The 25,520-nt window shown below is 71.7% G+C and carries 24 protein-coding genes and 1 riboswitch; of the genes, 13 read left to right on the forward strand and 11 right to left on the reverse strand.

Annotated elements, in window-relative coordinates:
* The first annotated feature begins 131 nt into the window (after window positions 1-131).
* Genes ACFYO2_RS01940 through ACFYO2_RS01950 form a run of 3 tightly spaced genes read left to right on the forward strand, consistent with a single transcriptional unit; the run spans window position 132 to window position 4,920 of the window.
* Window positions 132-1,166: an AAA family ATPase gene (locus ACFYO2_RS01940; protein ID WP_388342679.1), complete on the forward strand. Its 1,035-nt coding sequence runs from the start codon at window positions 132-134 to the stop codon at window positions 1,164-1,166.
* A complete protein-coding gene (locus tag ACFYO2_RS01945) occupies window positions 1,166-2,530 on the forward strand; it encodes a DUF58 domain-containing protein (RefSeq protein ID WP_388342681.1) in 1,365 nt (454 codons plus the stop codon). The genes ACFYO2_RS01940 and ACFYO2_RS01945 overlap by 1 nt, the downstream gene beginning before the upstream one ends.
* Complete coding sequence (locus ACFYO2_RS01950; protein ID WP_388342683.1) at window positions 2,527-4,920, forward strand: DUF3488 and DUF4129 domain-containing transglutaminase family protein; 2,394 nt, start codon at window positions 2,527-2,529, stop codon at window positions 4,918-4,920. Before ACFYO2_RS01945 ends, ACFYO2_RS01950 begins: the two co-directional genes overlap by 4 nt.
* Window positions 4,921-5,173: 253 nt before the next feature.
* On the opposite strand, the gene ACFYO2_RS01955 is transcribed toward ACFYO2_RS01950, so the two are convergent.
* From ACFYO2_RS01955 to ACFYO2_RS01965, 3 genes are all read right to left on the reverse strand, one after another.
* The gene (locus ACFYO2_RS01955) at window positions 5,174-5,566 is read right to left on the reverse strand and encodes a DUF3040 domain-containing protein (protein WP_388342685.1); all 393 of its coding nucleotides are present in this window, start codon (window positions 5,564-5,566) and stop codon (window positions 5,174-5,176) included.
* Window positions 5,567-5,841: 275 nt separating this feature from the next.
* Window positions 5,842-6,669: a methyltransferase gene (locus ACFYO2_RS01960; RefSeq protein WP_388342687.1), complete on the reverse strand. Its 828-nt coding sequence runs from the start codon at window positions 6,667-6,669 to the stop codon at window positions 5,842-5,844.
* Window positions 6,670-6,929: 260 nt separating this feature from the next.
* The gene (locus ACFYO2_RS01965; RefSeq protein WP_388342689.1) at window positions 6,930-7,496 is read right to left on the reverse strand and encodes an SAV_6107 family HEPN domain-containing protein; all 567 of its coding nucleotides are present in this window, start codon (window positions 7,494-7,496) and stop codon (window positions 6,930-6,932) included.
* Window positions 7,497-7,662: 166 nt separating this feature from the next.
* Here ACFYO2_RS01965 and ACFYO2_RS01970 point away from each other — a divergent pair, with 166 nt between their 5' ends.
* From ACFYO2_RS01970 to ACFYO2_RS01985, 4 genes are all read left to right on the forward strand, one after another.
* Window positions 7,663-8,442 (forward strand): ATP-binding cassette domain-containing protein, encoded by a 780-nt coding sequence (locus ACFYO2_RS01970; protein WP_388342692.1) that lies wholly within the window; start codon window positions 7,663-7,665, stop codon window positions 8,440-8,442.
* Window positions 8,414-10,498, forward strand: coding sequence for a YhgE/Pip family protein (locus ACFYO2_RS01975; protein ID WP_388342695.1), 2,085 nt, complete (start codon window positions 8,414-8,416; stop codon window positions 10,496-10,498). Before ACFYO2_RS01970 ends, ACFYO2_RS01975 begins: the two co-directional genes overlap by 29 nt.
* Window positions 10,499-10,556: 58 nt before the next feature.
* Window positions 10,557-11,186 (forward strand): TetR/AcrR family transcriptional regulator, encoded by a 630-nt coding sequence (locus ACFYO2_RS01980; RefSeq protein WP_388342698.1) that lies wholly within the window; start codon window positions 10,557-10,559, stop codon window positions 11,184-11,186.
* A 595-nt stretch (window positions 11,187-11,781) separates the two neighbouring features.
* The gene (locus ACFYO2_RS01985) at window positions 11,782-13,293 is read left to right on the forward strand and encodes a phytoene desaturase family protein (protein ID WP_388342700.1); all 1,512 of its coding nucleotides are present in this window, start codon (window positions 11,782-11,784) and stop codon (window positions 13,291-13,293) included.
* A gap of 28 nt (window positions 13,294-13,321) precedes the next feature.
* On the opposite strand, the gene ACFYO2_RS01990 is transcribed toward ACFYO2_RS01985, so the two are convergent.
* From ACFYO2_RS01990 to ACFYO2_RS02015, 6 genes are all read right to left on the reverse strand, one after another.
* Window positions 13,322-14,290 (reverse strand): hypothetical protein, encoded by a 969-nt coding sequence (locus tag ACFYO2_RS01990; RefSeq protein ID WP_388342702.1) that lies wholly within the window; start codon window positions 14,288-14,290, stop codon window positions 13,322-13,324.
* A 56-nt stretch (window positions 14,291-14,346) separates the two neighbouring features.
* Window positions 14,347-15,270, reverse strand: coding sequence for a methylenetetrahydrofolate reductase [NAD(P)H] (gene metF, locus ACFYO2_RS01995; RefSeq protein WP_388342704.1), 924 nt, complete (start codon window positions 15,268-15,270; stop codon window positions 14,347-14,349).
* A gap of 107 nt (window positions 15,271-15,377) precedes the next feature.
* Window positions 15,378-16,028, reverse strand: coding sequence for a thiamine phosphate synthase (gene thiE, locus ACFYO2_RS02000; RefSeq protein WP_388342706.1), 651 nt, complete (start codon window positions 16,026-16,028; stop codon window positions 15,378-15,380).
* A 127-nt stretch (window positions 16,029-16,155) separates the two neighbouring features.
* A complete protein-coding gene (locus ACFYO2_RS02005; protein WP_030051296.1) occupies window positions 16,156-16,527 on the reverse strand; it encodes an Rv2175c family DNA-binding protein in 372 nt (123 codons plus the stop codon).
* 64 nt (window positions 16,528-16,591) lie between these two features.
* A complete protein-coding gene (locus ACFYO2_RS02010) occupies window positions 16,592-17,833 on the reverse strand; it encodes an NAD(P)/FAD-dependent oxidoreductase (protein ID WP_388342709.1) in 1,242 nt (413 codons plus the stop codon).
* 32 nt (window positions 17,834-17,865) lie between these two features.
* Window positions 17,866-18,156, reverse strand: coding sequence for a hypothetical protein (locus ACFYO2_RS02015; RefSeq protein WP_388342711.1), 291 nt, complete (start codon window positions 18,154-18,156; stop codon window positions 17,866-17,868).
* Window positions 18,157-18,320: 164 nt separating this feature from the next.
* Window positions 18,321-18,432: riboswitch (TPP riboswitch) on the forward strand.
* Between ACFYO2_RS02015 and thiO the strand changes: the two genes are divergently transcribed.
* The 5 genes from thiO to ACFYO2_RS02040 all read left to right on the forward strand — a co-directional run bounded on the left by thiO (window position 18,430) and on the right by ACFYO2_RS02040 (window position 23,704).
* Window positions 18,430-19,605 (forward strand): glycine oxidase ThiO, encoded by a 1,176-nt coding sequence (gene thiO / locus ACFYO2_RS02020; RefSeq protein ID WP_388342714.1) that lies wholly within the window; start codon window positions 18,430-18,432, stop codon window positions 19,603-19,605. (Overlaps the previous riboswitch by 3 nt.)
* The gene (gene thiS, locus ACFYO2_RS02025; RefSeq protein ID WP_388343937.1) at window positions 19,605-19,805 is read left to right on the forward strand and encodes a sulfur carrier protein ThiS; all 201 of its coding nucleotides are present in this window, start codon (window positions 19,605-19,607) and stop codon (window positions 19,803-19,805) included. Before thiO ends, thiS begins: the two co-directional genes overlap by 1 nt.
* Window positions 19,806-19,808: 3 nt before the next feature.
* Complete coding sequence (locus tag ACFYO2_RS02030) at window positions 19,809-20,603, forward strand: thiazole synthase (RefSeq protein WP_388342716.1); 795 nt, start codon at window positions 19,809-19,811, stop codon at window positions 20,601-20,603.
* A 238-nt stretch (window positions 20,604-20,841) separates the two neighbouring features.
* A complete protein-coding gene (gene pknB, locus ACFYO2_RS02035; protein ID WP_388342719.1) occupies window positions 20,842-22,791 on the forward strand; it encodes a Stk1 family PASTA domain-containing Ser/Thr kinase in 1,950 nt (649 codons plus the stop codon).
* A 34-nt stretch (window positions 22,792-22,825) separates the two neighbouring features.
* Complete coding sequence (locus ACFYO2_RS02040) at window positions 22,826-23,704, forward strand: deoxyribonuclease IV (RefSeq protein ID WP_388342720.1); 879 nt, start codon at window positions 22,826-22,828, stop codon at window positions 23,702-23,704.
* Window positions 23,705-23,772: 68 nt separating this feature from the next.
* On the opposite strand, the gene ACFYO2_RS02045 is transcribed toward ACFYO2_RS02040, so the two are convergent.
* Window positions 23,773-24,405, reverse strand: a complete 633-nt coding sequence (locus tag ACFYO2_RS02045) for a sulfite oxidase-like oxidoreductase (RefSeq protein ID WP_388342722.1) — start codon at window positions 24,403-24,405, stop codon at window positions 23,773-23,775.
* A gap of 174 nt (window positions 24,406-24,579) precedes the next feature.
* On the opposite strand from ACFYO2_RS02045, the gene bfr reads away from it, so the two are divergent.
* Window positions 24,580-25,059 (forward strand): bacterioferritin, encoded by a 480-nt coding sequence (gene bfr, locus ACFYO2_RS02050; protein ID WP_388342724.1) that lies wholly within the window; start codon window positions 24,580-24,582, stop codon window positions 25,057-25,059.
* Between the two features lie 11 nt (window positions 25,060-25,070).
* Here the strand turns inward: bfr and ACFYO2_RS02055 are convergent, their stop codons facing one another.
* Entirely contained in the window at window positions 25,071-25,325 is a 255-nt protein-coding gene (locus ACFYO2_RS02055; protein WP_388342725.1) for a bacterioferritin-associated ferredoxin, read from the reverse strand.
* Window positions 25,326-25,520: the final 195 nt, after the last annotated feature.

Below are 25,520 nucleotides of genomic sequence, written 5' to 3' on the forward strand. Positions count from 1 at the left end.
AAACGGTAACGGCAGCAAGAATGCGGTTGTGGCGTCACGCGGAACCTTTCACGCGTGGTGTCCGTGTTTCGGGGTGGGCCGGTCACGCATGGAGCGCGTCGGCCCGGAAAGAACGGGCCGAGGAGGGCCGGGTGACGACCTATGACGATCGAGCGAGCCTTACTGATCTGACCGCCACTGTGGAGCGTGTCCGCAGTTCCGTGGAGGGTGTGATCGAGGGCAAGCCCGAGGTCGTACGGCTTTCGCTGACCGTACTGCTCGCCGAGGGGCATCTTCTGATCGAAGACGTCCCCGGCGTGGGCAAGACCATGCTGGCCAAGGCGTTGGCGCGCTCCATCGACTGTTCGGTGCGGCGCATCCAGTTCACGCCCGACCTGCTGCCCTCGGACATCACGGGTGTGTCCATCTGGGACCAGCAGCGCCGGGACTTCGAGTTCAAGCCGGGTGCGATCTTCGCGCAGATCGTGATCGGCGACGAGATCAACCGGGCCTCGCCGAAGACGCAGTCCGCCCTCCTGGAGTCCATGGAGGAGCGGCAGGTCACCATCGACGGGCAGACCTACGAGCTGCCCAGCCCCTTCATGGTGGTGGCGACGCAGAATCCGGTCGAGATGGAGGGCACCTACCCGCTGCCGGAGGCCCAGCGCGACCGCTTCATGGCCCGCGTCTCCATCGGCTACCCGAGCGCGGAGGCCGAGCTGGAGATGCTCGACATCCACGGTGGGGCGAGCCCCCTGGACGACCTCCAGCCGGTGGCGCACGCGCACGACGTGGTGAAGCTGATCGACGCCGTCCGCGGCGTCCACGTCGCCGACACGGTCCGGCGGTACGCGGTGGACCTGGTCGCCGCCACCCGCACACACCCCGACCTCAGACTCGGCGCCTCCCCGCGCGCGACGCTGCACCTGCTGCGCGCGGCGAAGGCGTCCGCCGCCCTCACCGGCCGGGAGTACGCGCTGCCGGACGACGTGCAGGCACTCGCCGTCGCGGTCCTGGCCCACCGGCTGCTGCCCACCGCCCAGGCCCAGCTGAACCGGCGTACGGCGGAGCAGGTGGTGCAGGAGATCCTGCAGCACACCCCGGTGCCCGCGGCGCCTCAGCAGGGCGGCATCGGTCTGGGCCGCCCCGCGACGGCTTACGGCCAGCAGCAGCCGCGGAGGCTGTGATGACCACGGCGGGGACCGTGCACGCGGAGCCCGACCGGGGCGACAAGGGCGGTGTGCGCACGGCCCTGGCCGGTCTGACAACCCGCGGCCGCTCCTTCTTCGCGGCCGGAATCGCCGCGGCCATCTGCGCGTACGTCCTCGGTCAGAGCGACCTGCTGCGCGTCGGACTGCTGCTGGCGATACTGCCGCTGATCTGCGCCGGCGTGCTCTACCGCACGCGCTACCGGGTGGCCGGCAGCCGTCGGCTGTCCCCCGCGCGCGTGCCCGCCGGCAGCGAGGCCCGCGTGCATCTGCGGATGGACAACGTCTCGCGGCTGCCCACGGGCCTGCTGATGCTCCAGGACCGGGTGCCCTACGTCCTCGGCCCCCGCCCCCGCTTCGTGCTCGACCGGGTGGAGCCGGGCGGCCGCCGCGAGGTGTCCTACCGCGTCCGCTCGGACCTGCGCGGCCGCTACCCGCTCGGCCCGCTGCAGCTGCGCCTGACCGACCCCTTCGGCATGTGCGAGCTGACGCGGTCCTTCTCTACGTACGACACCCTGACGGTGATCCCGCGCGTGGAGCCGCTGCCGCCGGTGCGGCTGACCGGCGAGGCGAAGGGCTACGGCGACGGGCGGCTGCGCTCGCTCGCCCTGGCCGGCGATGACGACGTCATCCCGCGCGGGTACCGCTACGGCGACGACCTGCGCCGCGTGCACTGGCGCTCCACCGCGCGCTACGGCGAGCTGATGGTGCGCCGCGAGGAGCAGCCCCAGCGCTCCCGCTGCACGGTGCTGCTCGACACCCGGGGCCTCGCCTTCCAGGGCGCGGGCCCCGAATCGGCCTTCGAGTGGGCCGTGGCGGGCACCGCCTCCGCCCTGGTGCACATGCTCGAGCGCGGCTTTTCCGTACGGCTTCTGACGGACACCGGCAACTCGGTGCCCGGCGAGGGCGCCGACGGGTTCGCGGGCGCGAGCCAGGAGTCCGCGGACGCGGCCGGGCTGATGATGGACACCCTCGCGGTGATCGACCACTCGGACGGCACGGGCCTGTCGAGGGCGTACGACGTGCTGCGCGGCGGGAGCGAGGGGCTGCTGGTGGCCTTCTTCGGCGATCTGGACGAGGAACAGGCCGCGGTGGCCGCCAAGATGCGGCAGCGCAGCGGCGGAGCGGTCGCCTTCCTGCTGGACAGCGACACATGGGTACGGGAACCGAGCGCGGTGCCCGGCCCGTTGGACAGGAGCGGGGAGCGGCTGCGGATGCTGCGCGAGGCGGGCTGGACGGCACTGAGCGTGCCGCGGGGCGCTTCACTGAACGAGCTGTGGCGTCAGGCGGACCGGGACCGGACGGGTGTCGGTGCGGCGGGCGGCGGGGAGGGGCCGGCATGAGCGGGCGGGCACGACTGGCGCTGTGCGCCTGGGCGGCCACACTGATGGCCGCGTGCGCCCTGCTGCCGCTGGTCGAGCCGGCCACCTGGATCCTGCAGGCCGCGTTCCTGCTTGGGGTGCAGACGGGCGTGGGTGCGGCGACCCGGCGGGTGCCGCTGGCCCGGCCGCTGACCGTGGCGGCGCAGGCTCTGGTCACACTGGTGCTGCTGACTCTCACCTTCGCCCGGGGGCAGGCGTTCCTCGGGGTGTTCCCGGGGCCGGACGCCTTCGTGCACTTCTCCGACCTGCTGCGGCAGGGCACCGACGACATCGCGCGGTACGCGATCCCGGCACCGCTGTCGTCCGACGGTATCCGACTGATGATCATCGGCGGGGTGCTGGTGATAGGGCTCGCGGTGGACACGCTCGCGGTGACCTTCCGCAGCGCGGCCCCGGCCGGCCTGCCGCTGCTCGCGCTGTACTCCGTCGCCGCGGGGCTGTCCGACGGCGGCGCCGACTGGGTGTGGTTCCTGCTCGCGGCGGCCGGCTATCTGCTGCTGCTCCTGGCCGAGGGGCGGGAGCGGCTCTCGCAGTGGGGCCGGGTCTTCGGCGGGGCGCCGCGCACGCCGGGCGGGGAGTCCGGCGGCCCGGTGGCGCCGGTCCGCACCGGCCGCCGCATCGGCATGGTCGCGCTGGGCGTCGCCCTCGTGGTCCCGCTCGCCCTGCCCGCGATGAACGGCGGCCTGCTGGACGCCGCCGGGGCGGGCGTGGGCTCCGGCAGCGGGGGCGGCGGCACGATCTCCGCGGTGAACCCGCTGGTGACCCTGCGAGACAGCCTGAACGTGGACGAGGACCGCCAGGTCCTGTCCCTGAAGACCGACGAAGACACGGACGTATCGAACCTCTACCTGCGGATCGTGTCCCTGGACGACTTCGACGGCACCACCTGGAAGCCGTCCAAGCGGTCCATCACCTCCGTTCCGGACGGCGAGTTCCCGACCCCCATCGGCCTCGGCCCTGACGTCAAGCGCGCGGAGCTCGAGACCACCGTCTCGGCGTCCCGCGGATACGCGCAGAACTGGCTGCCGATGCCGTACCCGCCCAGCGGCGTGCGGATCAACGGCAACTGGCGCTACGAGCCGGAGGGCATGACGCTGGTCGGCGACAAGGGCCAGACCACGCGCGGTGCGACGTACGAGGTGAAGAGCCTGGACGTGCGCCCGACGGCGGAGCAGCTCGCCACGGCACCGCCGCCCCCCTCGGCCCTGGAACGCGAGTACACCGACCTTCCGGACTCCCTGCCGGAGGTGGTCCGCGAGACCGCCCGTCAGATCACCGCGGACGCCAAGAACCCCTATGAGCAGGCGGTCGCCCTCCAGGACTACTTCGCCGTGACCGGCGGCTTCGAGTACGACACCCAGGTGAGTGTGGGCAGCGGCTCGCAGGCGATCGCCCGCTTCCTGAAGGACAAGCAGGGCTTCTGCGTCCACTTCTCCTTCGCGATGGCGGCGATGGCCCGGTCCCTGGGCATACCGGCCCGGGTCGCGGTGGGCTTCGCGCCGGGGTCCCCGCAGGCGGACGGTTCGGTGTCGGTGGGGCTGAAGGACGCCCACGCCTGGCCCGAGCTGTACTTCGAGGGCGTGGGCTGGACCCGTTTCGAGCCCACCCCGAACCGTGGTTCGGTGCCCTCGTACACGGTGCCGGACTCGTCGGGCAACTCGCTCCCGGACTCGGTGCTGCCGTCCAGCGAGGCGTCCACGGCACCCTCCGCGGCGCCCTCGACGAGCGAGAGCTGCACGGCCCAGCAGAAGAAGCTGGAGGCGTGCGCGAGCGAGTCCCCGGCGGCCGCGCTGGGTGGCGGCGACAACGGCCCGAAGTGGTGGGTGGCGCTGCTGTGGGCGCTCGGGGGCCTCGCCGTCCTGGTGGTCCCCTTGGCTCCGATGCTGTGGCGTCTGCGCACCCGGGCCGTACGGCTGGGCGGGCACGGACGCTCCGAGGCGGACGCGGCAGCGCACACCCTCGCGGTCTGGCAGGAACTGACGGACACGGCGTGGGACCACGGGATCCTGCCGGACGAGTCGCAGACCCCGCGCAAGGCGGCCGCCAGAATCGTCCGGCTCGGACATCTCGACCCGTCGGCCGTGGCCGCGGTGCACCGGCTGGCCGACGCCGTGGAGCAGGTGCTCTACGCGCCGCGGCCACGCCCGACGGCAGGACTCGCGGAGGACGTCCGCCAGGTGATCGGCGGACTGCGGAGCACCGTGGGCCGGGGTACGAAGCTGCGCGCGGTGGTCGCCCCGCGTTCCACCGCGCGGGTGGTCTGGGCGCTGTCGGAGTCGTGGACGGGCGTCAAGGCCCGCGCGGCGGCGGCCCGTCCGACCCTGCGCAGGCCATCGGGTCAGCGGGGCTGAGGCCGGTCGGGGGTTTGGCGGACAACCGGGCCCCGGGTCGTTTCACGGCCCGGGGCCCGCAGCGCTCTGTGCCGACAGCCGTGTGCCCGTCATGCGGAAGCTGGTCGCCGGTTCATGCCAGTTCGTACCAGGCCGCCGGTCGTCAGTCGTGCCGGCAGCCGATTGCCAGTCGTCCGAACGAAGGCATGCGTGAGGGGGTGACCACCTGAGTGGTGGTCACCCCCTCACGCACAGGCGAGAGTGTTCGTAGAGGCTAATGGCCCTGTTGTTCGTCGCGGCGCCGCTGCCAGCGCTGCTCGATTCGGTCCATCATGGAGCGCCGCTGCCGTCCCTGACCGCGGGGCTGCGGGCCACCGGCAGGCTGTTCGCCCGGCTTGGGAGCCTTGCGCCAGCCGGTTACCGCGAGCACCGCACAGCCCAGCATGACCAGGAAGCCCACCACGCTGAGCCAGACCTGCTTGGCGACCATACCGGCCATGAGGAGCGCGATACCCACGAGGAAGCCAGCGACCGCCTGGTAGACCCGTCGCCGGGTGTACGTACGCAGCCCGCTTCCCTCGAGCGCTGTCGCGAACTTGGGATCTTCGGCGTACAGCGCTCGCTCCATCTGCTCGAGCATTCGCTGCTCGTGCTCCGAGAGCGGCACGGAGTCCTCCTCATCGTGCAGTCGCCGGGGCGACCCGGGGGTCCCTTCAGGATAGGCAGGGAATCGCCCCCGTGAAACCCGCCCCTCTACGCCAATTAGCCAACCGGAATCCGCCATGAGCGTCCCGGCCCGCTGAGGCTTCCATTCCCCAGGAGCCGACCCGTCATGCCGGGCGGTCTCCCTCGATCATACGGCGCACAGCGCCCGATCGGGGGGCCTGTGGCGTACTCCATGCGCACGCAAGTTCCTGATCAGCAGCACAGCATCGGAGCGGCTCAGCTCTCGGTGGCCCCCGGCGTCTCACCGAGCACATGTAGCTGCGTGGCCACGGAGTGGAAGGCGGGCAGCTCGGCCGCCGCCGCCTCCAGCTTCAGCAGCGCCTCCGACGCGCCGGGCTCGGTGTCGACGAGCACGCCGGGGACGAGGTCGGCGAAGATCCGTACGCCGTGCACGGCGCCGACCGTGAGGCCCGCGCCCTCGACCAGCTCGGTGAGCTGGTCGGCGGTGAAGCGGCGCGGCATCGGGTCACCTGTGCCCCATCGTCCGTTCGGGTCGTCGAGGGCCTGCTTGGCCTCCTTGAAGTGGCCGGCGAGGGCGCGCGCGAGCACGGCGCCTCCCAGGCCGGCGGCGAGCAGGCTGAGCACGCCCTCGGACCGCAACGCGGCCACCGCGTTGCGGACGCCCTCGGCGGGGTCGTCCACGTACTCCAGGACGCCGTGGCACAGCACCACGTCGTAGCCACCGCGCTCGACCACGTCGAAGAGGCCGTGGGCGTCGCCCTGAACGCCCTGCACACGGTCGGCGACACCGGCTTCGGCGGCGCGGCGCTCCAGCGCGAACAGCGCGTTCGGGCTCGGGTCGACGACGGTGACCCGGTGGCCCAGACGAGCGACCGGCACCGCGAAGTTGCCGCTGCCGCCTCCGGTGTCGAGGACGTCCAGCGCCTGGCGCTCGGTGGCCTTGACCCGGCGCTCGAGAGCGTCCTGCAGGACCTCCCAGACCACGGCGGTACGGAGAGAGGCGCGGGGTCGAGAGGGGTCGGAGCGTAGCGACGTCGTGTGAGGGCGGCGGTGGGAGACGGGCGGGCGCATCGGCTCCGGCACGGCAGTTGACTCCTCGGCGCGGCACCGCCTCTGACACGGCGGCGTGAACGGGGCGCCTCCCCGCCCCGGACTGCGGAAGGGGGAAGGCTTCAGGCACTTCCCACCCTATTGCCTCCGGTGCCCTGGCCGGTCACTGCGGTCTCGCGCCCTCGGGGCCGTCTCACACGGCGGACCCGGTGTCTGTCGACTGTGCCGCACCGGTGGCCCGCGCAACCGCCGACCGCGGGACGAGACGTTCACCGGAGACAGCCGGCCGGCCCTCAGCCCGCGTCCGGGAAGTCGCGGTCGGCGGTGTCCTGGTCCTCCGGCTGGTCCGCGTCCTGGCGTGGCTGGGGCAGGACCGGCTGGAGCACCAGCATGCGCTCGACGAGGCGCAGGAACATCGCCACGTCACGTACCAGGTCGTCGGCGTCCCGGCGGCTGGCCGCGCCCTGGATGCCCGCCTCCGCCCGGGCGCGGCGCCGGGCTCCGGCGGCGAAGAGCGCGCTCCACTCGGCGAGCTCGGGCGCTATTTCGGGGAGCACTTCCCAGGCGCTGCGGATGCGGGCCCGGCGTCGGGGCGTGGGCTCGGGGCGCCCTCGCGCGGCGAGTACGGCGGCGGCGGTGCGCAGGGCGGCCAAGTGAGCCGTCGCATAGCGCTCGTTCGACGTTTCCAGGGTCGCGGCCTCGTCGAGACCGGCGCGGGCCTGGGCGAGCAGATCGAGGGCGGCCGGTGGGGCGGTTGTCCGGCGGAGCACGGGGTGCACGTCGCTCGGCGGGCCGGTCAGTGAGGGGGCAGGGCCGGTTGCGCGGCGCCGACGGGCGGCGGCTGCGTGGTAGCTGGCCATGACGAACCTCCTGTCGTCGTGTGACGGCATCGCCCCGATTCGGGGTGCCGTATGTGCCCATCGTGAGGTATGCCACTGACAATCCGTTCTGACCTGGGCTTTTGCGTCGATCGTAGGTTCGAGATAGTTTTTGCACTGACCAGTCAGTTCAAAAACAGGGGGAGCTGTGGGTGCAGTCGGTGTCACCGCCGAGGGCTTGGGGCTCAAGGGGCCACGCGGTTGGGCGTTCCGCGGGCTCCGCGTGGAGGCGGAGCCCGGCTCGTTGATCACCGTCGAGGGGCCGTCCGGGTCGGGACGTACCTCTGTGCTGCTCGCCCTCACCGGGCGGATGAAGGCGACGGAGGGGACGGCGGCCGTGGGCGGGGCGGTGCTGCCGAAACAGTCGGCAGCGGTGCGCCGCGTCAGCGCCCTGGCCAACGTCGCGGGGATCACCGACCTCGACCCGGCCCTGACCGTCGGGGAGCACCTGCGGGAACGGGCGTTGCTGCAGCGGCGGTTCGGGAGTTCGCTGCGCTCTGTGCTGCGGCCGCGGGCCGAGCGCGCGACCGAGGCGCAGCTGCGGATCGGCACCGCGCTGGCGGCCGCAGGGCTCGACCCCGAGGACCTGCCCAAGGGCTCGCGGACCGCCGTACGCGATCTGGAACGTCTGGAGGCGTTGCGGCTGTCCGTCGCGCTGGCGCTGATCGGGCGTCCGGGTCTGCTGGGTCTCGACGACACCGATCTGAAGCTGTCCGAGGCCGAACGGGCCGAGGTGTGGGCGCTGCTCGGGTCCCTCGCCGAGGCCGGGACGACGGTCGTGGCGGTGTGCAGTGAAGCACCCGACGGGGCGGTGAAGGTCTCCACCAGGCAGTCGCAGGAGAGTCGACAGCCGCAGCAGACCCGGCAGTCGCAGGAGATCCAAGGGGAGGAGAAGGCCGATGCGCTCGCCGAAACTCGCCGCGCTTGAGCTGCGCCGCTTCGGGAGGGGGAAGCTGCCGCGCGCAGCCCTGGTCGCGCTGCTGGTGCTGCCGCTGTTGTACGGCGCCCTGTACCTGTGGTCGTTCTGGGACCCCTACGGCCGCCTCGACCGCATTCCCGTGGCGCTCGTGAACGACGACAAGGGGGCGCGCGCCGAGGGGAAGAAGCTCGCGGCCGGCGACGACATCACCGAGGGCCTGCGCGAGAGCGCGGTCTTCGACTGGCATGAGGTGAGCGCCGTCGAGGCACGCGCGGGCGTGGAGGACGGCACGTATTACCTGTCGCTGACCATGCCGGCCGACTTCAGCCGGCGGATCGCCTCCAGTTCGGGCGACTCCCCCGAGACGGGCGCGCTTCAGGTCCGTACGAACGACGCGAACAACTACATCGTCGGGCAGATCTCGCGGACGGTGTTCAGCGAGGTGCGCACGGCCGCGTCCACCAAGGCGTCGCGGTCCTTCCTGGATCGGATCTTCGTCTCGTTCTCGGACATCCACGGCGAGACGGTGAAGGCCGCCGAGGGGGCCGACGATCTCGAAGGCGGCATCGGCAAGGCGGAGAAGGGCTCCAAGGACCTGGCCGACGGTCTGGACGACGCAAAGAAGGGCAGCGGCAAGCTGTCCACGGGGCTGACCAAGCTCGACAAGGGCGCGGGCGATCTGGAGGACGGCTCACAGCAGGTCGCCAAGGGCACGCAGGCACTCGCCGACAAGGTCAACGGGGTCGCGGACAAGGTCGGGCCCTTTCTCGAGGACAACGAGAAGAGCATCGGCGACACGGCCCGGCTCGTCGCCGACTCGGCGGCAGCGATCCGCCACAACCTCGACACGCTGGTGAAGACGGCCCCGACGGCTGCGAAAGGGGCTCATACGGCATCCGACACGCTGGACGCCGTCTACAAGGCGCGCTGCGAGGACGCCGTACTGCCGGACGCGGCCTGCGCCGACCTGAAGAAAGCCAAGGAGGCCGCCGCCGACGTGGCCAGGATCGCCGACGACGTCAACACACTGATCGCCGACCAGAACGGCTACCTGAAGAAGCTCGACAACCACCTCGGCACCCTCCAGAAGCAGGCCCAGGCGCTCGCTGTCCGCGCTCCGCACCTCTCCGAGGATCTCGACGACGCCGCGAAGAAGATCAACGAGCTGAACGCCGGCGCCGGGAAGGTCGCCGCGGGTGCCAGGCAGCTGCACACGGGGCTCGGCACGGCCGAGACCGGTGCCACCGACCTGGACGAGGGTGTCGGCGACCTCAAGGCGGGCGCCGAGGATCTGAACGGCGGCATGTACAAGCTCGTCGACGGCTCGGGCCGGCTCTCCGACGGGCTGCGCGACGGCGCCGGGCAGATCCCCGACTACGACAAGCGGGACCGCGACGAGCGCACCGAGGTGATGGCGGACCCGGTCAAGCTCATCTCCAAGGACCTGCACAAGGCGCCCAACTACGGCACCGGCTTCGCCCCGTACTTCATACCGCTGTCCCTGTGGGTGGGCGCGATGGTGGCCTACATGCTGATCACGCCGATGAACCGGCGTGCCCTCGCCGCGGGCGCCCCGGCCTGGCGGATCGCGCTGGCGGGCTGGCTGCCGGTGGTGGCGATCGGGGTGCTGCAGACGGTTGCCCTGATGTCGGTGCTGCACTGGGCGGTCGGCCTGGAGATGGCGCGGACGGCCGGGACGGTGGGCTTCCTCTTCCTGGTGACGGCGTGCTTCGCGGCGATCGTGCAGTGGCTGAACGCGCGCTTCGGGGCGGCGGGCCGGATCCTCGTCCTCGCGCTGCTGATGCTCCAGTTGACCTCCGCGGGCGGCACGTACCCCGTGCAGACCAGTCCCGGCTTCTTCAACGCCCTGCATCCCTTCCTGCCGATGAGTTACGTCGTCGAGGCCCTCAGAAGGCTCATCACCGGCGGCGGCCTGGGCCCGGTGTGGCAGGCGTGCGCCGTGCTGGTGGCCTTCACCGCGGGCGCCCTCGCGCTGACCGCCGTGTCGGCCCGCCGCCGGCAGGTGTGGACGCTCGACCGGCTGCACCCGGAGCTGACCCTGTGAGCCCCGCGGTGCCTCCTCCGGTGACTCCTGGGGGAGCGAGCCTGTGACAATCAGGACCATGGAAAGCAGCAGCGCCACGCCGGGTGTCAGCACGCGCCGCGAGGCCACCCGGCAGAAGCTCTACGAGGCGGCCGTCACGCTCATCGCCGAGCAGGGCTTCTCCGCCACCACCGTGGACGAGATCGCCGAGCGGGCCGGGGTCGCGAAAGGCACGGTCTACTACAACTTCGCGAGCAAGTCCGTCCTCTTCGAGGAGCTGCTGCGGCACGGCGTACGACTCCTCGCCGCCTCCCTTCGGGAGGCGGCCGAGCGGACGGCGCGGCAGGGCGGCAGCAAGGTCGACGCCCTGGACGCGATGATCCACGCGGGGCTCGTCTTCATCCAGGCCTACCCGTCCTTCACCCAGCTGTACGTGGCGGAGCTGTGGCGAACCAACCGGGCCTGGCAGTCCACGCTGATGGTGGTCCGGCAGGAGGCCGTCGCGGTCGTCGAGGGCGTGCTGCGCGAGGGTGTCGAGAACGGCGAGTTCAGCGACGAGATCGACATCCAGCTGACCGCGGCCGCGCTCGTCGGCATGGTCCTGGTGGCCGCCCTGGACTGGCAGTCCTTCCAGCCGGAACGCTCCCTTGACGACGTGCACGCGGCGCTGTCCCGACTGCTTCAGGGACGAGTCAGCGGGCGCGGCTGAACCCGGCGGCCGCACCGCAGGTACCGCCTCCGCCACCGCAACACTGCTGCCGCAGACACACGGAAGCGCCGGTCCGATGTGGCCGCGTCCCCCGCGGGCCACCTCGAACCGGCGCCTCCTCCTGCTCCCCCGTCCCCCCGTCCCCCCGTTTCCCCGCTCCCCCGTTTCCCCGCTCCCCCGTTTCCCCGCTCCCCCGTTTCCCCCGTACTCCCCCGTTGGGCCCCCGTACGGTCGTCCCCCGGGTTCCCCCCGTGCCTCGCTCCCGCCGACATCGGCCGGCGGAAGGAGCGGATCGGGGGCGGCTCCGTTCCGGCGCCCCGTGTCGCCGGTGCCGGAGCCTTGCCCCTTCTCCGTGCCCCCACTCTCTCGTCCACGCAGGTCGCGGCCCATCCGCGCGCGTACTCAACTCAGCGGCTGAGTACGGATACTCAGCACTGCGCACTCACCCCCAGGACGCCGGTTCGCCGACTGGTCACGATCGCGTCCGTGTCGGTACTCCCCTTGGCCGGGATCTGGGGGTGTCCCCCGGAAGACACAGCACCAGCGGCTGGGCCAGCGGTGCGGGTTGTCAGTGGCGGCCGATAAAGTCGCAGGCATGGCACGGATTGCGGTGATCGGCGCCGGGATGGGCGCGATGGCGGCCGCTGCCCGGCTGGCCGTCGCGGGCCACCGGGTGACGGTGTACGAGCGTACGGAGACGTACGGCGGAGCGGTGCGCCGCTTCGAGCGCGACGGCTTCTCCTTCGACACGGGCCCGGGGCTCCTCCCCCTGCCGGCGGTCTACCGCGACCTGTTCGTCAAGACCGGCAAGGAGCCGCTGGAGTCCTGCGTCGAGCTGGTCCAGGTCGACCCGTCCTCGCACCACCTCTTCGCGGACGGCACCCGGGTGTCGCTGCCGAACGCCTCGCGTGCGGGCGCCGTCGCGGCTCTGGACGAGGCACTCGGGTCGGGTGCGGGACAGCGTTGGGGGGACTTCCTCGTCCGGGCGCGAGAGGCCTGGGACCGGACTCGCAGGCCGCTCCTGGAGGAGCCCCTGTGGCCGAACTGGTCGGTGCTGGCCGCACGCGAGCCCTATCCGGCCGTCCCTCACAAGCGGCTGCTGCGCACCCGCCGGGCCGGCACGCTCGCCGAGATCGGCGCCTGGGAGCTGCGCGACCCCCGACTCGCCGCGCTGCTGGACAACTACGCCCTCGCGTACGGCCTGGACCCGAGCGAGGCTCCGGCAAGCGCGTCCGTGCTGCCGTACATGGAACACGCCTTCGGCACCTGGTATGTCCGCGGCGGCATGAGGGAGTTGGCGCGCGCGGTGTACGAGCGGTGCGTGGCCAGGAAGGTCGAGTTCGTCTTCGGCTCCGACGTCACCGGGGTGCTGGAGAAGGAGGGCCGGGCGTCGGGCGTGGAGCTCGCGGACGGCGGGGTCGCGGAGGCGGACACGGTGGTCGGCACCGGGCCCTGGCGGCTGCGTGACCTGGTGCGGGGCCGCGCGCTGTACGACGCGGAGGCGGTCGAGCCCGGCCCCGAGGGCATGGCCGCCGGCCGGGTCGTCGTCTGCCTGGCGCTGCGCGGCGCCCGGGCGGCGGACGCCGCACACCGCACCGTCGTGCACAGCCCGGACTCCAAGAGCGAACTGGAGTTCCCCGCGCACGGCGTGCCGCCTGAGCAGCCGACCGTCCGTATCGACCGGCCGGACGATCCGGCCCTGCGCCCCGACGACGGACACGAGGCCGTGGTGCTCACGTCGACGGTGCCCTCACAGACGCACTACGACTGGACGGCGACCGGCGCCGCCGACGCCTTCGCCGACCGGATGATCGCAGCCGCGGGGCGGGCGATCCCGGGGCTGCGCGAGCGGACGCTGTGGCGCGAGGTGCGTACGCCCCTGCACACCCGTGAGGAGACGGGCGCCGAGGGCGGTGGCGTGCCCGCACCCGCCCTGGCCTCGGCCGCGGGGGCCCTGCTGCACCCGTCCAACAGCACAGCGATACGGGGCCTGTTCACCGCCGGGGGCTGGTCGCACCCGGGCGGCGGTCTTCCGCACGCCGGTATGTCGGGCGCGCTGGTCGCTGGACTCGTCGTGGAAGGACCGGAGTTCCGGGGTTCTCAGTGAACGCCCGGCATCCCGGCCGAGGGCCGGCTCAGAACCGGTACTGCTCGTCGTAGCCGTAGCCGTTGCCCTGCGCCTGTCCGTTGTCCTGGTAGGGATACGGCTGCTCCGGCGGGAGTTCGCCACCGTAGGGGTCGTCGGTGCTGCGCTGCTGCGGCACCCACACCCCGCCGGCCGGCGTCTCACCGGCATACGTGGCGTTGCCGTACTGGTCCTGCCCGTAGCTCTGCTGGCCGTACTGCTGCTGGCCGCCGTAGGAGGCGTCGTACGAGCCGCCGCCGTAGGCCTGCGTGCCGATGTAGGGGTCGGAGTACGCGGCGTACTGCTGTTGTCCGGACGTGTCGTAGCCGTACTGCTGCTGCTGGTAGTAGCCGTCGTACCCGTGGGTCTGGTCGGCGCCCTGGGCGGCTGCCGCGTACTGGTCCTGGGGCTGGTCCGTGGTGGCGTAGGAGGAGTCGGCGGCGGCCGCGTACCCGGGGTTGCCGTATATGCCGTACGAGCCGGTGTCGTCGGGCAGGGGCTGCGGCTCGTACACGGCGGTGCTCTCGGCGGCCGGGGGGTCGACCGGGCGCGCGGGTGTGAACACGTCGTCGCGGTCGTAGTCGTCGTGGCCGTAGCCGCCGGCGGTCCGGCCGTATTCGGCGTCGGCGCCGAAGCCGGCGTCGGCCGCTTCGAGGTCGGTGACCTCAAGGGTCGGGTCCTGGCGGTCGGCCTTGCCGCGGCGCCGCTTGATGCCGTCGGCGCCCGGGCGGCTGACCGCCCAGCCGGACGCGAAGCCGCGGCGGAAGGAGAGCGTGACGTAGGTCTGGCCGACCGCGAAGGCGGCGGCGCCCAGGCCGATGACGATCACGGAGGGGATGAGGACACCGAGCACGACGCCGAGGAAGCCGCCGAAGGCGAGCAACCGCCAGCGCAGGCGCGCCTTGTACTGCAGCAGCACCTCGCCGAGCAGCCACAGCGCGACGATGCCGAACGCGATGTAGAGGACCGTCCAGCCCATGTACGCCCCTCTCCCAGTGGCCGCTACGCAGTGTGTCGTATACCGGTGCGACCGGTCTAGGCCTGCGGTGGGTGGTGCAGGCCCAGGTTTTCGTAGATTTCCAGCGTCGCCGTGGAGTTGTTGAGCGTGATGAAGTGCAGGCCGGGCACTCCCTCGGCAAGCAACCGTGCGCAGAACTCTGTGGCGTAATCGATGCCAATGGAGCGTACAGCGGCCGGATCGTCTTTTGCTGTGAGGATTCGCTCTTTCAAGGCGGGCGGGAAGGTCGCGTTGGTGAGGGACGGCACCCGGTCCAGGCTCTTCACACTCGCGATCGGCATGACCTCGGGGATGATCGGGGTCTCGCAGCCGGCGGCCGTCACCTTGTCGCGCAGCCGCAGGTAGTCCTCCGGGTGGAAGAACATCTGCGTGATCGCGTAGTCCGCGCCGGCGCGGCACTTGTCGACGAAGCGGCGGACGTCGCTGTCCCAGTCGGACGAGCGCGGGTGCATCGCGGGGAAGGCCGCGACGCCCACACAGAAGTCGCCGGACGCCTTGATGAGTTCGACGAGTTCGGCGGCGTAGGTGAGGCCGCGGGGGTGCGGCACCCAGTCGCCCATGGGGTCGCCGGGCGGGTCGCCGCGCAGGGCCAGCATGTTGCGGATCCCGGCGTCGGCGTACTGCCCGATGATGTTGCGCAGGTCGGCCACCGAATGGTCGACCGCGGTGAGGTGGGCGATCGGGGTGAGGGTGGTGTTGGACGCGATCGCCTCGGTCGCCTTGACCGTGCCCGCGCGGGTGGAACCGCCCGCGCCGTAGGTCACGGAGACGAAGTCGGGCGCGACCGCCTCGACCCGGCGCAGCGCGTTCCACAGGTTCCGCTCGCCCTTCGGGGTCTTCGGGGCGTAGAACTCGAACGAGTACGTCGTCTTGCCGGTCGCGAGCATGTCACGCACCGTGCGGGCGTGGTCCGACCTGGTGGATGCGGTGCCGAGGGCCATACCCGCAGGTTAGTCAGGGGGAGGCGGTCCCCCAACCAGATCCCGGGAATTTGCCCGGTTTGTCGATTTGTTGTCCATCTTTCGGACACCCGAGACTGTGACTGACGTCACGCCTGGCGCAGTCTCTTGGCGAACTCCGCCGCCGCGGCGCCCGGGTCGTCCGCCTCCGTGATGGCACGCACGACCACGACCCGGCGGGCACCCGCCTCCACCACTTCGTCGAGGTTGCCCAGGTCGATGCCGCCGATGGCGAACCAGGGGCGGTCGGTGCCGAGGGAGGCGGTGTGGCGGACCAGGTCGAGGCCGGGGGCGTGGCGGCCGGGCTTGGTGGGGGTCGGCCAGCAGGGGCCGGTGCAGAAGTAGTCCACGCCCTCCTGGACGGAGGCCGCGGCGGCCTCGGACCCGGAGTGCGTGGAGCGGCCTATGAGGATGTCCTCGCCCAGGATCGCGCGCGCCGCGGGGACCGGGAGGTCGCCCTGACCCAGGTGCAGGACGGCGGCCCCGGCCGCGTGGGCGACGTCCGCGCGGTCGTTGACCGCGAGGAGCTTGCCGTGCCGGGCGCAGGCGTCGGCGAACACCTCGAGGTGCTCCAGCTCCTGAGCCGCCTCCATGCCCTTGTCCCGCAACTGCACGATGTCGACCCCGCCGGCCAGGACGGCGTCCAGGAAGTCGGCGAGGTCACCTTGGCGCCCGCGGGCGTCCGTGCAGAGGTAGACCCTGGCGTCGGCGAGCCGGGCGCGGGCGGTGGTGTCGGGCATGCGAGGGTCCCCCGTTGTCGATGGCGTACGGGCCGCGGGCCGGCCGCAGTGGGCCGTACAGAACCGCGACCGCGGCTTGCGGGCCACGGCCCGTACGTCGGGCGATGTTCAGATCAGCGTGCTCAGATCAGACGGCGAGCGCCTGGGCCCGGCGCTTCACCTCCGTGCCGCGATTCTCACTGAGGGCCTGTGCGGGGGTGCCGGGCAGGCTCGGGTCGGGGGTGAAGAGCCATTCGAGCATCTCTTCGTCGGTGAAGCCGTCGTCCCGCAGGAGCGTCAGGGTGCCGGTCAGGCCCTTGACGACCTTCTGCTCGGCCCCGTCGATGAAGGCGGCGGGGACGTGCAGCGCGCGGTTCTCACCACGGCGTACGGCGATGAGCTGGCCCTCCTTGACCAGCTGCCGCACACGCGTCACCTCGACATCGAGCATTTCCGCGATGTCGGGGAGGGTGAGCCAGGCGGGGACGAGAGCATCGATCTTTGCGTCAATCTCGGTCACGGGACAAGCCTGCCATCCCGCACTGACAGTCGGAAGCCAGGACCCCCCGACCTGGGGTTTCGCGTTACGCCGTGGCCGCCTTCAAGGGCCTCGCCGGGTCGGCCAGCAAGGCGGGGTCCATGGGCGTCCTCGCCTCGATCAGCCGGCGTCCCTGCGCCAGGTCCCGGGGGCGGCCGACGGCCAGCAGGGCGACCAGGCGGCCCTCCCGCAGCCAGCACACCGTCCAGGCCGGGCCGGACGGGTCGCCGCGCCACAGGGTGGTGTCGGCGGACGCGTGGTGGCCGGCGTACTGGACGAAGCGCCCGAACTGCTCGGACCAGAAGTACGGGACCGGGTCGTAGACGGCCGCGGGCTCGCCGCTGGCCTCGCCGAGGATGTTCGCGGCCACCGTGCGCGGGCCCTGCAGGGCGTTGTCCCAGTGGTGGACCAGCAGGCGCTCGCCATACCTTCCCGAAGGGAAGGAGGCACAGTCGCCGACCGCGTAGACGTCCGGCACCGAGGTGTGCAGACGGGCGTCGGCGACGACCTCGCCGTGGGTGCCGAGCTCGATGCCGGAATCGGCGAGCCAGGCCGTGGCGGGGCGGGCGCCGATGCCGACCACCACGGCGTCCGCGGACAGCCGGGAGCCGTCGTCCAGCAGCACCGCGCCGGGCTCGACGCGCCGCACGCGCGCGTGGGTGCGCAAAGAGACACCGGCGTCGCGGTACCAGGCGACCATCGGCGCGGTCACCTCGGCGGGCAGCGCGCCCGGGAGCGGCCGGTCGGCCGCCTCCACGACCGTCACCGCACAGCCCGCCTCGCGGGCCGCCGTTGCGAACTCGGCGCCGATCCAGCCCGCGCCGACGACCACGATGTCGTGCTGCCGGGCGAGCACCGGGCGCAGCCGCTCGGCGTCGTCCAGAGTGCGCAGCAGATGCACGCCTGGCACGCCTTCCGCGCCCGGCAGCCGAACCGGTTCGGCTCCGGTGGCGAGGACCAGGACGTCGTACGGCACCGGTCCCTCGGCGGTGTCCAGCTCGTGCTCGGCGGGGCGGACGCCCAGGACCTCGCGCCCGAGCCACAGTTCGATGCCGAGCGCCTCGAAATCCACGTCGAAGGCGGAGTCCTCGGCCTTGCCGAGCAGCACGGCCTTCGACAGCGGCGGCCGGTCGTAGGGCTGGTGGGGCTCCGCGCCGAGCAGCGTCACGCTGCCGGTGTAGCCCTGTTCCCGCAGGGCGACCGCGGTCTGCACCCCGGCCATGCCCGCGCCGACGACAACCACACGCCGTGGCGTGGACGTGGCCCGTACCTGCGTCTGCTCGCTCACCTGATCACCTTAGACACCTGACAAAAAGTCAGTCAGGGGGCGTGCTCGGTCAGCTGCTCCACCACGCTGGCCCCCCTGCCCGACTGCGACTCCCACTCCCAGGTCTCCTCCAGCCGCACCCGGCCGTCGGAAAGCTCGACGACCGTCGACGCACAGTGCCCCGAGGACGTCGTCCCGTCCTCCTTGAGCTGTACGTACCGGAAGTCCAGGCGGTCGCCCTCCCGCGTCCCCACCAGGTACCCACGTACGACGTCCCCGCCCGCGTACTCGGCCCAGATCTCGCCGTCCTTCTCGTGGTACGCGAACCGGGTGCGGGTACTCACCTGACCTGGTGCCTGATCGGCGACGGGGGCGAGGACGAGTCCGTCGAGAGATCTGCAGGGCGGGGCGGAGCCCCTCGTTCGAGGGTGGTGGTGGGAGGCGGGCGGGCGGGCCACGGGTGGAGGCTCCCTTACTGAGACATACGGCATTGGCTAGGGTGGCCAACGAAAGCACACGCGGGAGCCCGGACGCACCGGGCTGAGAGGGAGGCTGGCGGCCTCCGACCGTACGAACCTGATCCGGGTCATGCCGGCGAAGGGAGGGGCTGGACGCCCATGTCGCGTACGTCGGACACCTCACACACCTCAGACGTCCTGATCGTCGGGGGCGGGATCATCGGGCTGGTCACGGCCTGGCGGGCCGCTCAACGCGGGTTCGCCGTGGCCGTCGTGGACCCCGAACCGGGCGGCGGGGCCGCCCAGGTGGCGGCCGGGATGCTGGCCGCCGTCACCGAACTGCACTACGGCGAACAGACTCTGCTCGGCCTGAATCTGGAATCGGCCCGCCGCTATCCGGACTTCGCGGCCGAGCTCACCGACCTCACCGGGCACGACCTCGGCTACCGCCGGTGCGGCACGCTCGCCGTCGCGCTGGACTCCGACGACCGCGCCCATCTGCGGGAACTGCACGCGCTGCAGCGGCAGTCGGGGCTGGAATCCGAGTGGCTGTCCGGGCGGGAGTGCCGACGCCTGGAGCCCATGCTGGCGCCGGGCGTGCGCGGTGGTCTGCGGGTCGACGGCGACCACCAGATCGACCCGCGGCGGCTCGCGGCGGCACTGGTGGCCGCGTGCGAGCGGGCCGGGGTCGTCTTCCACCGCACCTGGGCCGAGCGACTGTCGGTCCTGCGGGAGCGGGCGGCCGGTGTCGTGACGCGCGAGGGCACGGTCCTGGGCACCGGGCAGGTGGTGCTGGCCGCGGGCAGCCTCAGCGGGCGGCTCGCGGGTGTCCCGGACGACCTGCTGCCGCCCGTACGGCCCGTGAAGGGGCAGGTGCTGCGGCTGACCGTGCCCGAGCGGTACGCGCCGTTCCTGAGCCGGACCGTGCGGGCCGTGGTGCGCGGCAGCCAGGTCTACCTGGTGCCGCGCGAGAACGGCGAGCTGGTCGTCGGCGCGACCAGCGAGGAGCTGGGCTGGGACACGACGGTGACCGCGGGCGGGGTGTACGAGCTGCTGCGCGACGCGCACGAGCTGGTGCCCGGGATCACCGAGCTGCCGCTGACGGAGACGCGGGCCGGTCTGCGGCCCGGCTCCCCCGACAACGCGCCGCTGCTCGGCCCGACCGGCCTCGACGGGCTGCTGCTGGCCACTGGCCACTACCGCAACGGCGTACTGCTCACGCCGGTCACCGGCGACGCCATGGCGCACGTCCTGACCACCGGTGAACTCCCGGACGAGGCCCGCCCCTTCACCCCCAAGCGCTTCAGCACCGCCCTCACGGAGCAGCCCGCATGATGAACATCCAGGTCAACGGCGAGCGGCGGGAGGTCGCCTCCGGCACCGCCCTCGACACGCTCGTACGATCCCTCACCGCGGCGCCCTCCGGCGTGGCCGCCGCACTCAACGAAACCGTCGTCCCGCGCGCGCAGTGGCCCGCCACATCCCTCTCCGAGGGAGACCGCGTCGAGGTCCTCACCGCCGTCCAAGGAGGCTGACCCATGGCCGACGATCCCTTTGTCATCGGTGGTACGTCCTTCACGTCCCGCCTGATCATGGGCACCGGCGGGGCGCCGAGCCTCGAGGTGCTGGAGCGGGCGCTGGTCACCTCCGGCACGGAGCTGACGACGGTCGCGATGCGGCGCGTCAATCCGGACGTGCACGGCTCGGTGCTGTCGGTGCTGGAGAGGCTGGGCATCCGGGTACTGCCGAACACCGCGGGCTGTTTCACGGCCGGCGAGGCCGTCCTCACCGCCCGCCTCGCGCGCGAGGCGCTCGGCACCGACCTGATCAAGCTGGAGGTCATCGCCGACGAGCGGACGCTGCTGCCGGATCCGATCGAGTTGCTGGACGCGGCGGAGACGCTGGTGGACGACGGGTTCACGGTGCTGCCGTACACGAACGACGATCCTGTGCTCGCGCGGAAGCTGGAGGATGTCGGCTGCGCCGCGATCATGCCGTTGGGGTCGCCGATCGGGTCCGGGCTCGGGATTCGCAATCCGCACAACTTCCAGCTGATCGTGGAGCACGCGCGCGTGCCGGTGATTCTTGATGCGGGGGCCGGTACGGCGTCGGATGCGGCGTTGGCGATGGAGCTGGGGTGTGCGGGTGTGATGCTCGCCTCGGCGGTGACGCGGGCGCAGGAACCGGTGTTGATGGCTGCGGCCATGAGGTACGCGGTCGAAGCGGGGCGGTTGGCTCGGCTGGCGGGTCGGATTCCGCGGCGATACCTCGCCGAGGCGTCGTCTCCTGCGGAGGGCTTGGCCGTGCTGGATCCTGAGCGTCCTGCCTTCTGAACCGGCGTTGCGGTTCCGTTTTTCTCCCGCCCACGCACCACTTTGTCTCCCACCCACGCACCACCCGTTTCCAGGTCGAGAGGCGGGCCTCTCCCGTGGGGGCACCCGCCCGGGGCGGCTGCGGGTTCGTGGGACGGCGGCTGCCGGGTTGTGGGTTGCGTCACAGGTCCGCTTCAGTCCCGCCCCGATCCGGACCGAACCGGTGGTCGTGTCAGTTGCGGCTCGTACACTCACCTGCGTGGATACGACGCTTCAGGACCCGTTGGTCGGGCAGCTGCTCGACGGGCGATACCGCGTGGACGCGCGGATCGCCGTCGGCGGGATGGCCACGGTCTACCGGGCCCTGGACACCCGCCTGGACCGCGTGCTCGCTCTCAAGGTGATGCACCCGGCGCTCGCGGCCGACGGGACCTTCGTCGAGCGGTTCATCCGGGAGGCGAAGTCGGTCGCCCGGCTCGCCCACCCGAACGTCGTGCAGGTCTTCGACCAGGGCACCGACGGGCCGTACGTCTACCTCGCCATGGAGTACGTCGCCGGGTGCACCCTGCGCGACGTACTGCGCGACCGCGGGGCGCTGCAGCCGCGCGCCGCCCTGGACATCCTGGAGCCGGTGCTCGCCGCGCTCGGCGCCGCGCACCGGGCCGGATTCGTACACCGGGACATGAAGCCGGAGAACGTGCTGATAGGGGACGACGGCCGGGTCAAGGTCGCCGACTTCGGGCTCGTACGCTCCGTGAACACCGTCACCAGCACCACCGGTGCCGTGCTCGGCACCGTCTCGTACCTCGCGCCCGAGCAGATCGAGCAGCCGGGCGCCGCCGATCCCCGCGTCGACGTGTACGCGTGCGGTGTCGTCCTCTACGAGATGCTCACCGGCGAGAAGCCGCACGACGGGGACTCCCCCGCCGTGGTGCTCTACAAGCACCTCCACGAGGACGTCCCGCCGCCTTCGGCCATCGTGCCGGGGCTGGCGTACGAGCTCGACGAGCTGGTCGCCTCGGCGACCGCCCGCACCCCCGGCATCCGCCCGTACGACGCGGTCGCCCTGCTCGCCCAGGCGCGCGAGGCGCGTGCCGCGCTCAGCGTGGATCAGCTGGACGCGGTGCCGCCGCAGGCGCTCTCGTCGGCGCACGAGCACCGTGACATCGCCGCCGACCTCACCAGCGTGATCCCGCGCTCGCTGACGGTTCCGCGCCCGCTGCCGGTGAACGAGGACGAAGAGGGGGCCGAGGACGGGTTCCACCGCACGAGCCGGCTGGAGAGCCCGCCGCCCCTTCCCCCGCGCCGCCGTGCCGAGCGGTCCCGGCGCCGGCTCGTCACGATCGTGGCCGCCGTGCTGCTGACGCTCGGTCTCGGTGCGGGCGTCTGGTACATCAACTCCGGCCAGTTCACGCAGGTCCCGCCGCTGCTGACGAAGACCGAAACGCAGGCCCGGGACCGGCTGGACCAGGCCGGCCTCGAGGTCGGCAAGGTCGAGCACGCCTACAGCGACACCGTGAAGCGCGGCACCGTCATCAGCACCGACCCCAAGCCGGGCACCCGGATCCGGGACAACGACTCGGTGGCGCTCACCATCTCCGACGGCCCGGAGACGGTGAAGGTGCCCGACGTGGAGGGCTACCGGCTGGACAAGGCAAGGTCCCTGTTGAAGGACAGCGGGCTGGAGCCGGGCATGGTCGGCCGGGCGTTCAGCGAGGACGTCCGCAAGGGCTTCGTGATCTCCACGGACCCGGAGAAGGGCACCGAGCGGCGCGCGGGCTCGGCGATCGCGCTCACCGTCAGCAAGGGCCGCCCGATCGACGTCCCGGACGTCACCGGCGAGTCCCTGGACGACGCGACAGCCGACCTGGAGGAGGCGGGCCTGAAGGTGAAGGTCTCCGCCGAGGAGGTCAACTCCTCCGAGGTCGACAAGGGCCAGGTCGCCCGGCAGACGCCGCAGAACGGCAGCACCGCCGCCGAGGGCGACACGGTGACGCTGACGCTGTCCAAGGGCCCCGAGATGATCGAGGTCCCGGACGTGGTCGGCGACAGCGTCGACGACGCCAAGGCGGCGCTGGTGGGGGCCGGCTTCAAGGTCGACGAGGACCGCGGGCTGCTCGGGCTCTTCGGCGACACCGTGAAGAAGCAGTCCGTGAAGGGCGGGAAGACGGCCCCCAAGGGATCGACGATCACCATCACGATCCGCTGACCGGCCGGGCCGGACCGCATGACACCCTGATCGGGTGAAGACGCGACAGCCCGGTCCCTCCCGCAATCCCGTCGGCGGCCACGTCCCGGTGGCCGGCGGCCTCCACTCCGTGGGCGTGTCGTACGCCCATGACCTGAAGGCCGAGGCCGTGCAGGTCTTCGTCGCCAACCCGCGCGGGTGGGCCACTCCCGCCGGAAATCCGCGGCAGGACGAGGAGTTCCGGGAGGTGTGCGCGGCCGAGTCGATTCCGGCATACGTGCACGCCCCGTACCTGATCAACTTCGGTTCGCACACCGAGGCGACCGTGGAGAAGTCGGTCGAGTCGTTGCGGCATTCGCTGCGGCGCGGGCGGGCGATCGGGGCGCTGGGCGTGGTCGTGCACACCGGCAGTGCGACGGGCGGCCGGGACCGGTCGGTGGCGCTCAAGCAGGTGCGGGAGTACCTGTTGCCGCTGCTCGACGAGCTGACCCACGACGACGACCCGTGCCTGCTCCTGGAGTCGACGGCCGGGCAGGGCGCCTCACTTTGCTCGCGGACCTGGGACTTCGGGCCGTACTTCGAGGCGCTGGACGCCCATCCGAAGCTGGGCGTGTGTCTGGACACCTGCCACATCTTCGCGGCCGGGCACGACCTGACCGGGCCGGCCGGAATGCACCGGACGCTGGACCTGTTGGTGGACACGGTCGGCGAGGGCCGGCTGAAGCTGATCCATGCCAACGACTCCAAGGACGTGGTCGGCGCCCACAAGGACCGGCACGAGAACATCGGCGCCGGTCACATCGGCGAGGACCCGTTCCGCGCGCTGATGACCCACCCCGCGACCGAGGGCGTACCGCTGATCATCGAGACGCCCGGCGGCAAGGAGGGGCACGCGGCGGACGTGGAGCGGCTGAAGAAACTACGGGACGGCTGAAAAGCCGGCCCAGGCTCAGAGCCCGGGAACGCCGACCCAAGCTCAGAGCTCAGGAACCCGGCCCGGGGTCAGAGCTCGGGCCCGTCCCCGGGTTCCTCCTGGTAGGAGTAGCGCTGTTCCTTCCAGGGATCGCCGACGTTGTGATAGCCGCGCTCCTCCCAGAAGCCGCGGCGGTCGGCGGTCATGTACTCCACGCCCCGGACCCACTTGGGGCCCTTCCACGCGTACAGATGGGGGACGACCAGACGGAGGGGGAAGCCGTGCTCGGCCGTCAGCAGTTCGCCGTCCTTGTGGGTGGCGAAGATCGCGCCCTGGGACGCGAAGTCGGACAGGCGCAGATTCGAGCTGAATCCGTACTCCGCCCACACCATCACATGGGTGACGGCCGGGGCGGGCGGGGCGATCTCCAGGATGGTCTGCGCGGGGATGCCGCCCCACTCGGCGCCGAGCATGCTGAACTTCGTGACGCAGTGCAGATCGCCCACGACGGTCGTATACGGCAGGGCCGTGAACTCCTCGTGGTTCCAGCAGTGCTTGTCGCCGTCAGCGGTGGCGCCGAAGACCCGGAACTCCCAGCGTTCGGGCCGGAACTTGGGGACCGGGCCGTAGTGCGTGACCGGCCAGCCGCGCTGCATTCGCTGCCCCGGCGGAAGCTCGGAGTGTGCCGCATCTCCCGACTCGCGTTCCACCGGCTGACCCATGACTCCATCCTGACAGACCTGGGGCAGTGCACATGACCACCGCCACCCAAATCGGGCAATTAGGACTAAGCCTGCCCTTACTTACTAAGTGAAGACTTACTGGACGATCTTCTTCGCCGATGAAATCATGCGGCGCAACCCGCCAGTTCCCCCCGGTTGGAAGGAGCCTCTGCGATGCAGGGCGACCCCGAGGTCATCGAATTCCTCAACGAGCAGCTGACCGCCGAGCTCACCGCGATCAACCAGTACTTCCTGCACGCGAAGATGCAGGAGAACTTCGGCTGGACCAAGCTCGCGAAGTACACGCGGTCCGAGTCGTTCGACGAGATGAAGCACGCGGAGGTGCTCACCGACCGGATCCTGTTCCTGGACGGGCTGCCGAACTACCAGCGCCTCTTCCACGTCCGCGTGGGGCAGACGGTCAAGGAGATGTTCGAGGCCGACCGGCAGATCGAGGTCGAGGCGATCGACCGCCTCAGGCGCGGTGTCGAGGTGATGCGGACCAAGGGCGACATCACGTCGGCGAACATCTTCGAGTCGATCCTCGAGGACGAGGAGCACCACATCGACTACCTCGACACCCAGCTGGAACTGCTGGAGAAGCTCGGTGAGGCGCTCTACCTCGCGCAGCTGATCGAGCAGCCGGAGAGCTGAGCCGACCTGACCTAGGCGGCTTCCTCGAGCACTTCGGCTTCCGCGAGTGTTTCCACTTCCGCGAGCCCGGAGAGGACCGTCCCGCTCTGGTGGGCCGACCGGGGGCACGCGCCGCGGCCGAGGATCGCCTGGATCCGACGGACGCAGGATCCGCAGTCCGTGCCGGCCTTGCAGGCGGAGGCGATCTGGCGGGGGGTGCAGGCGCCGTTGTCCGCGTGCTGCTGGACCTGCGCTTCGGTCACTCCGAAGCAGTTGCAGACGTACACGCGGATTCGCCTCCCGCCGTGATCGATAAGGATAACCTAACCTTACCCGCCACTCGGGGCCCGCAAAAGTGGAGTGGGGGGGGGGGGGGGGGGGGGGGGGGGGGGGCGCGGGGGGGGGGGCGCGGGGGGGGGGGGGGGGGGGGTGGTGTGGGGGGGGGGGGGGGTGGTAGGCACGGGGCGGCGACGCAGCGCGGG

The sequence above is a fragment of the Streptomyces sp. NPDC006602 genome, from assembly GCF_042870385.1.
GTDB lineage: Bacteria > Actinomycetota > Actinomycetes > Streptomycetales > Streptomycetaceae > Streptomyces.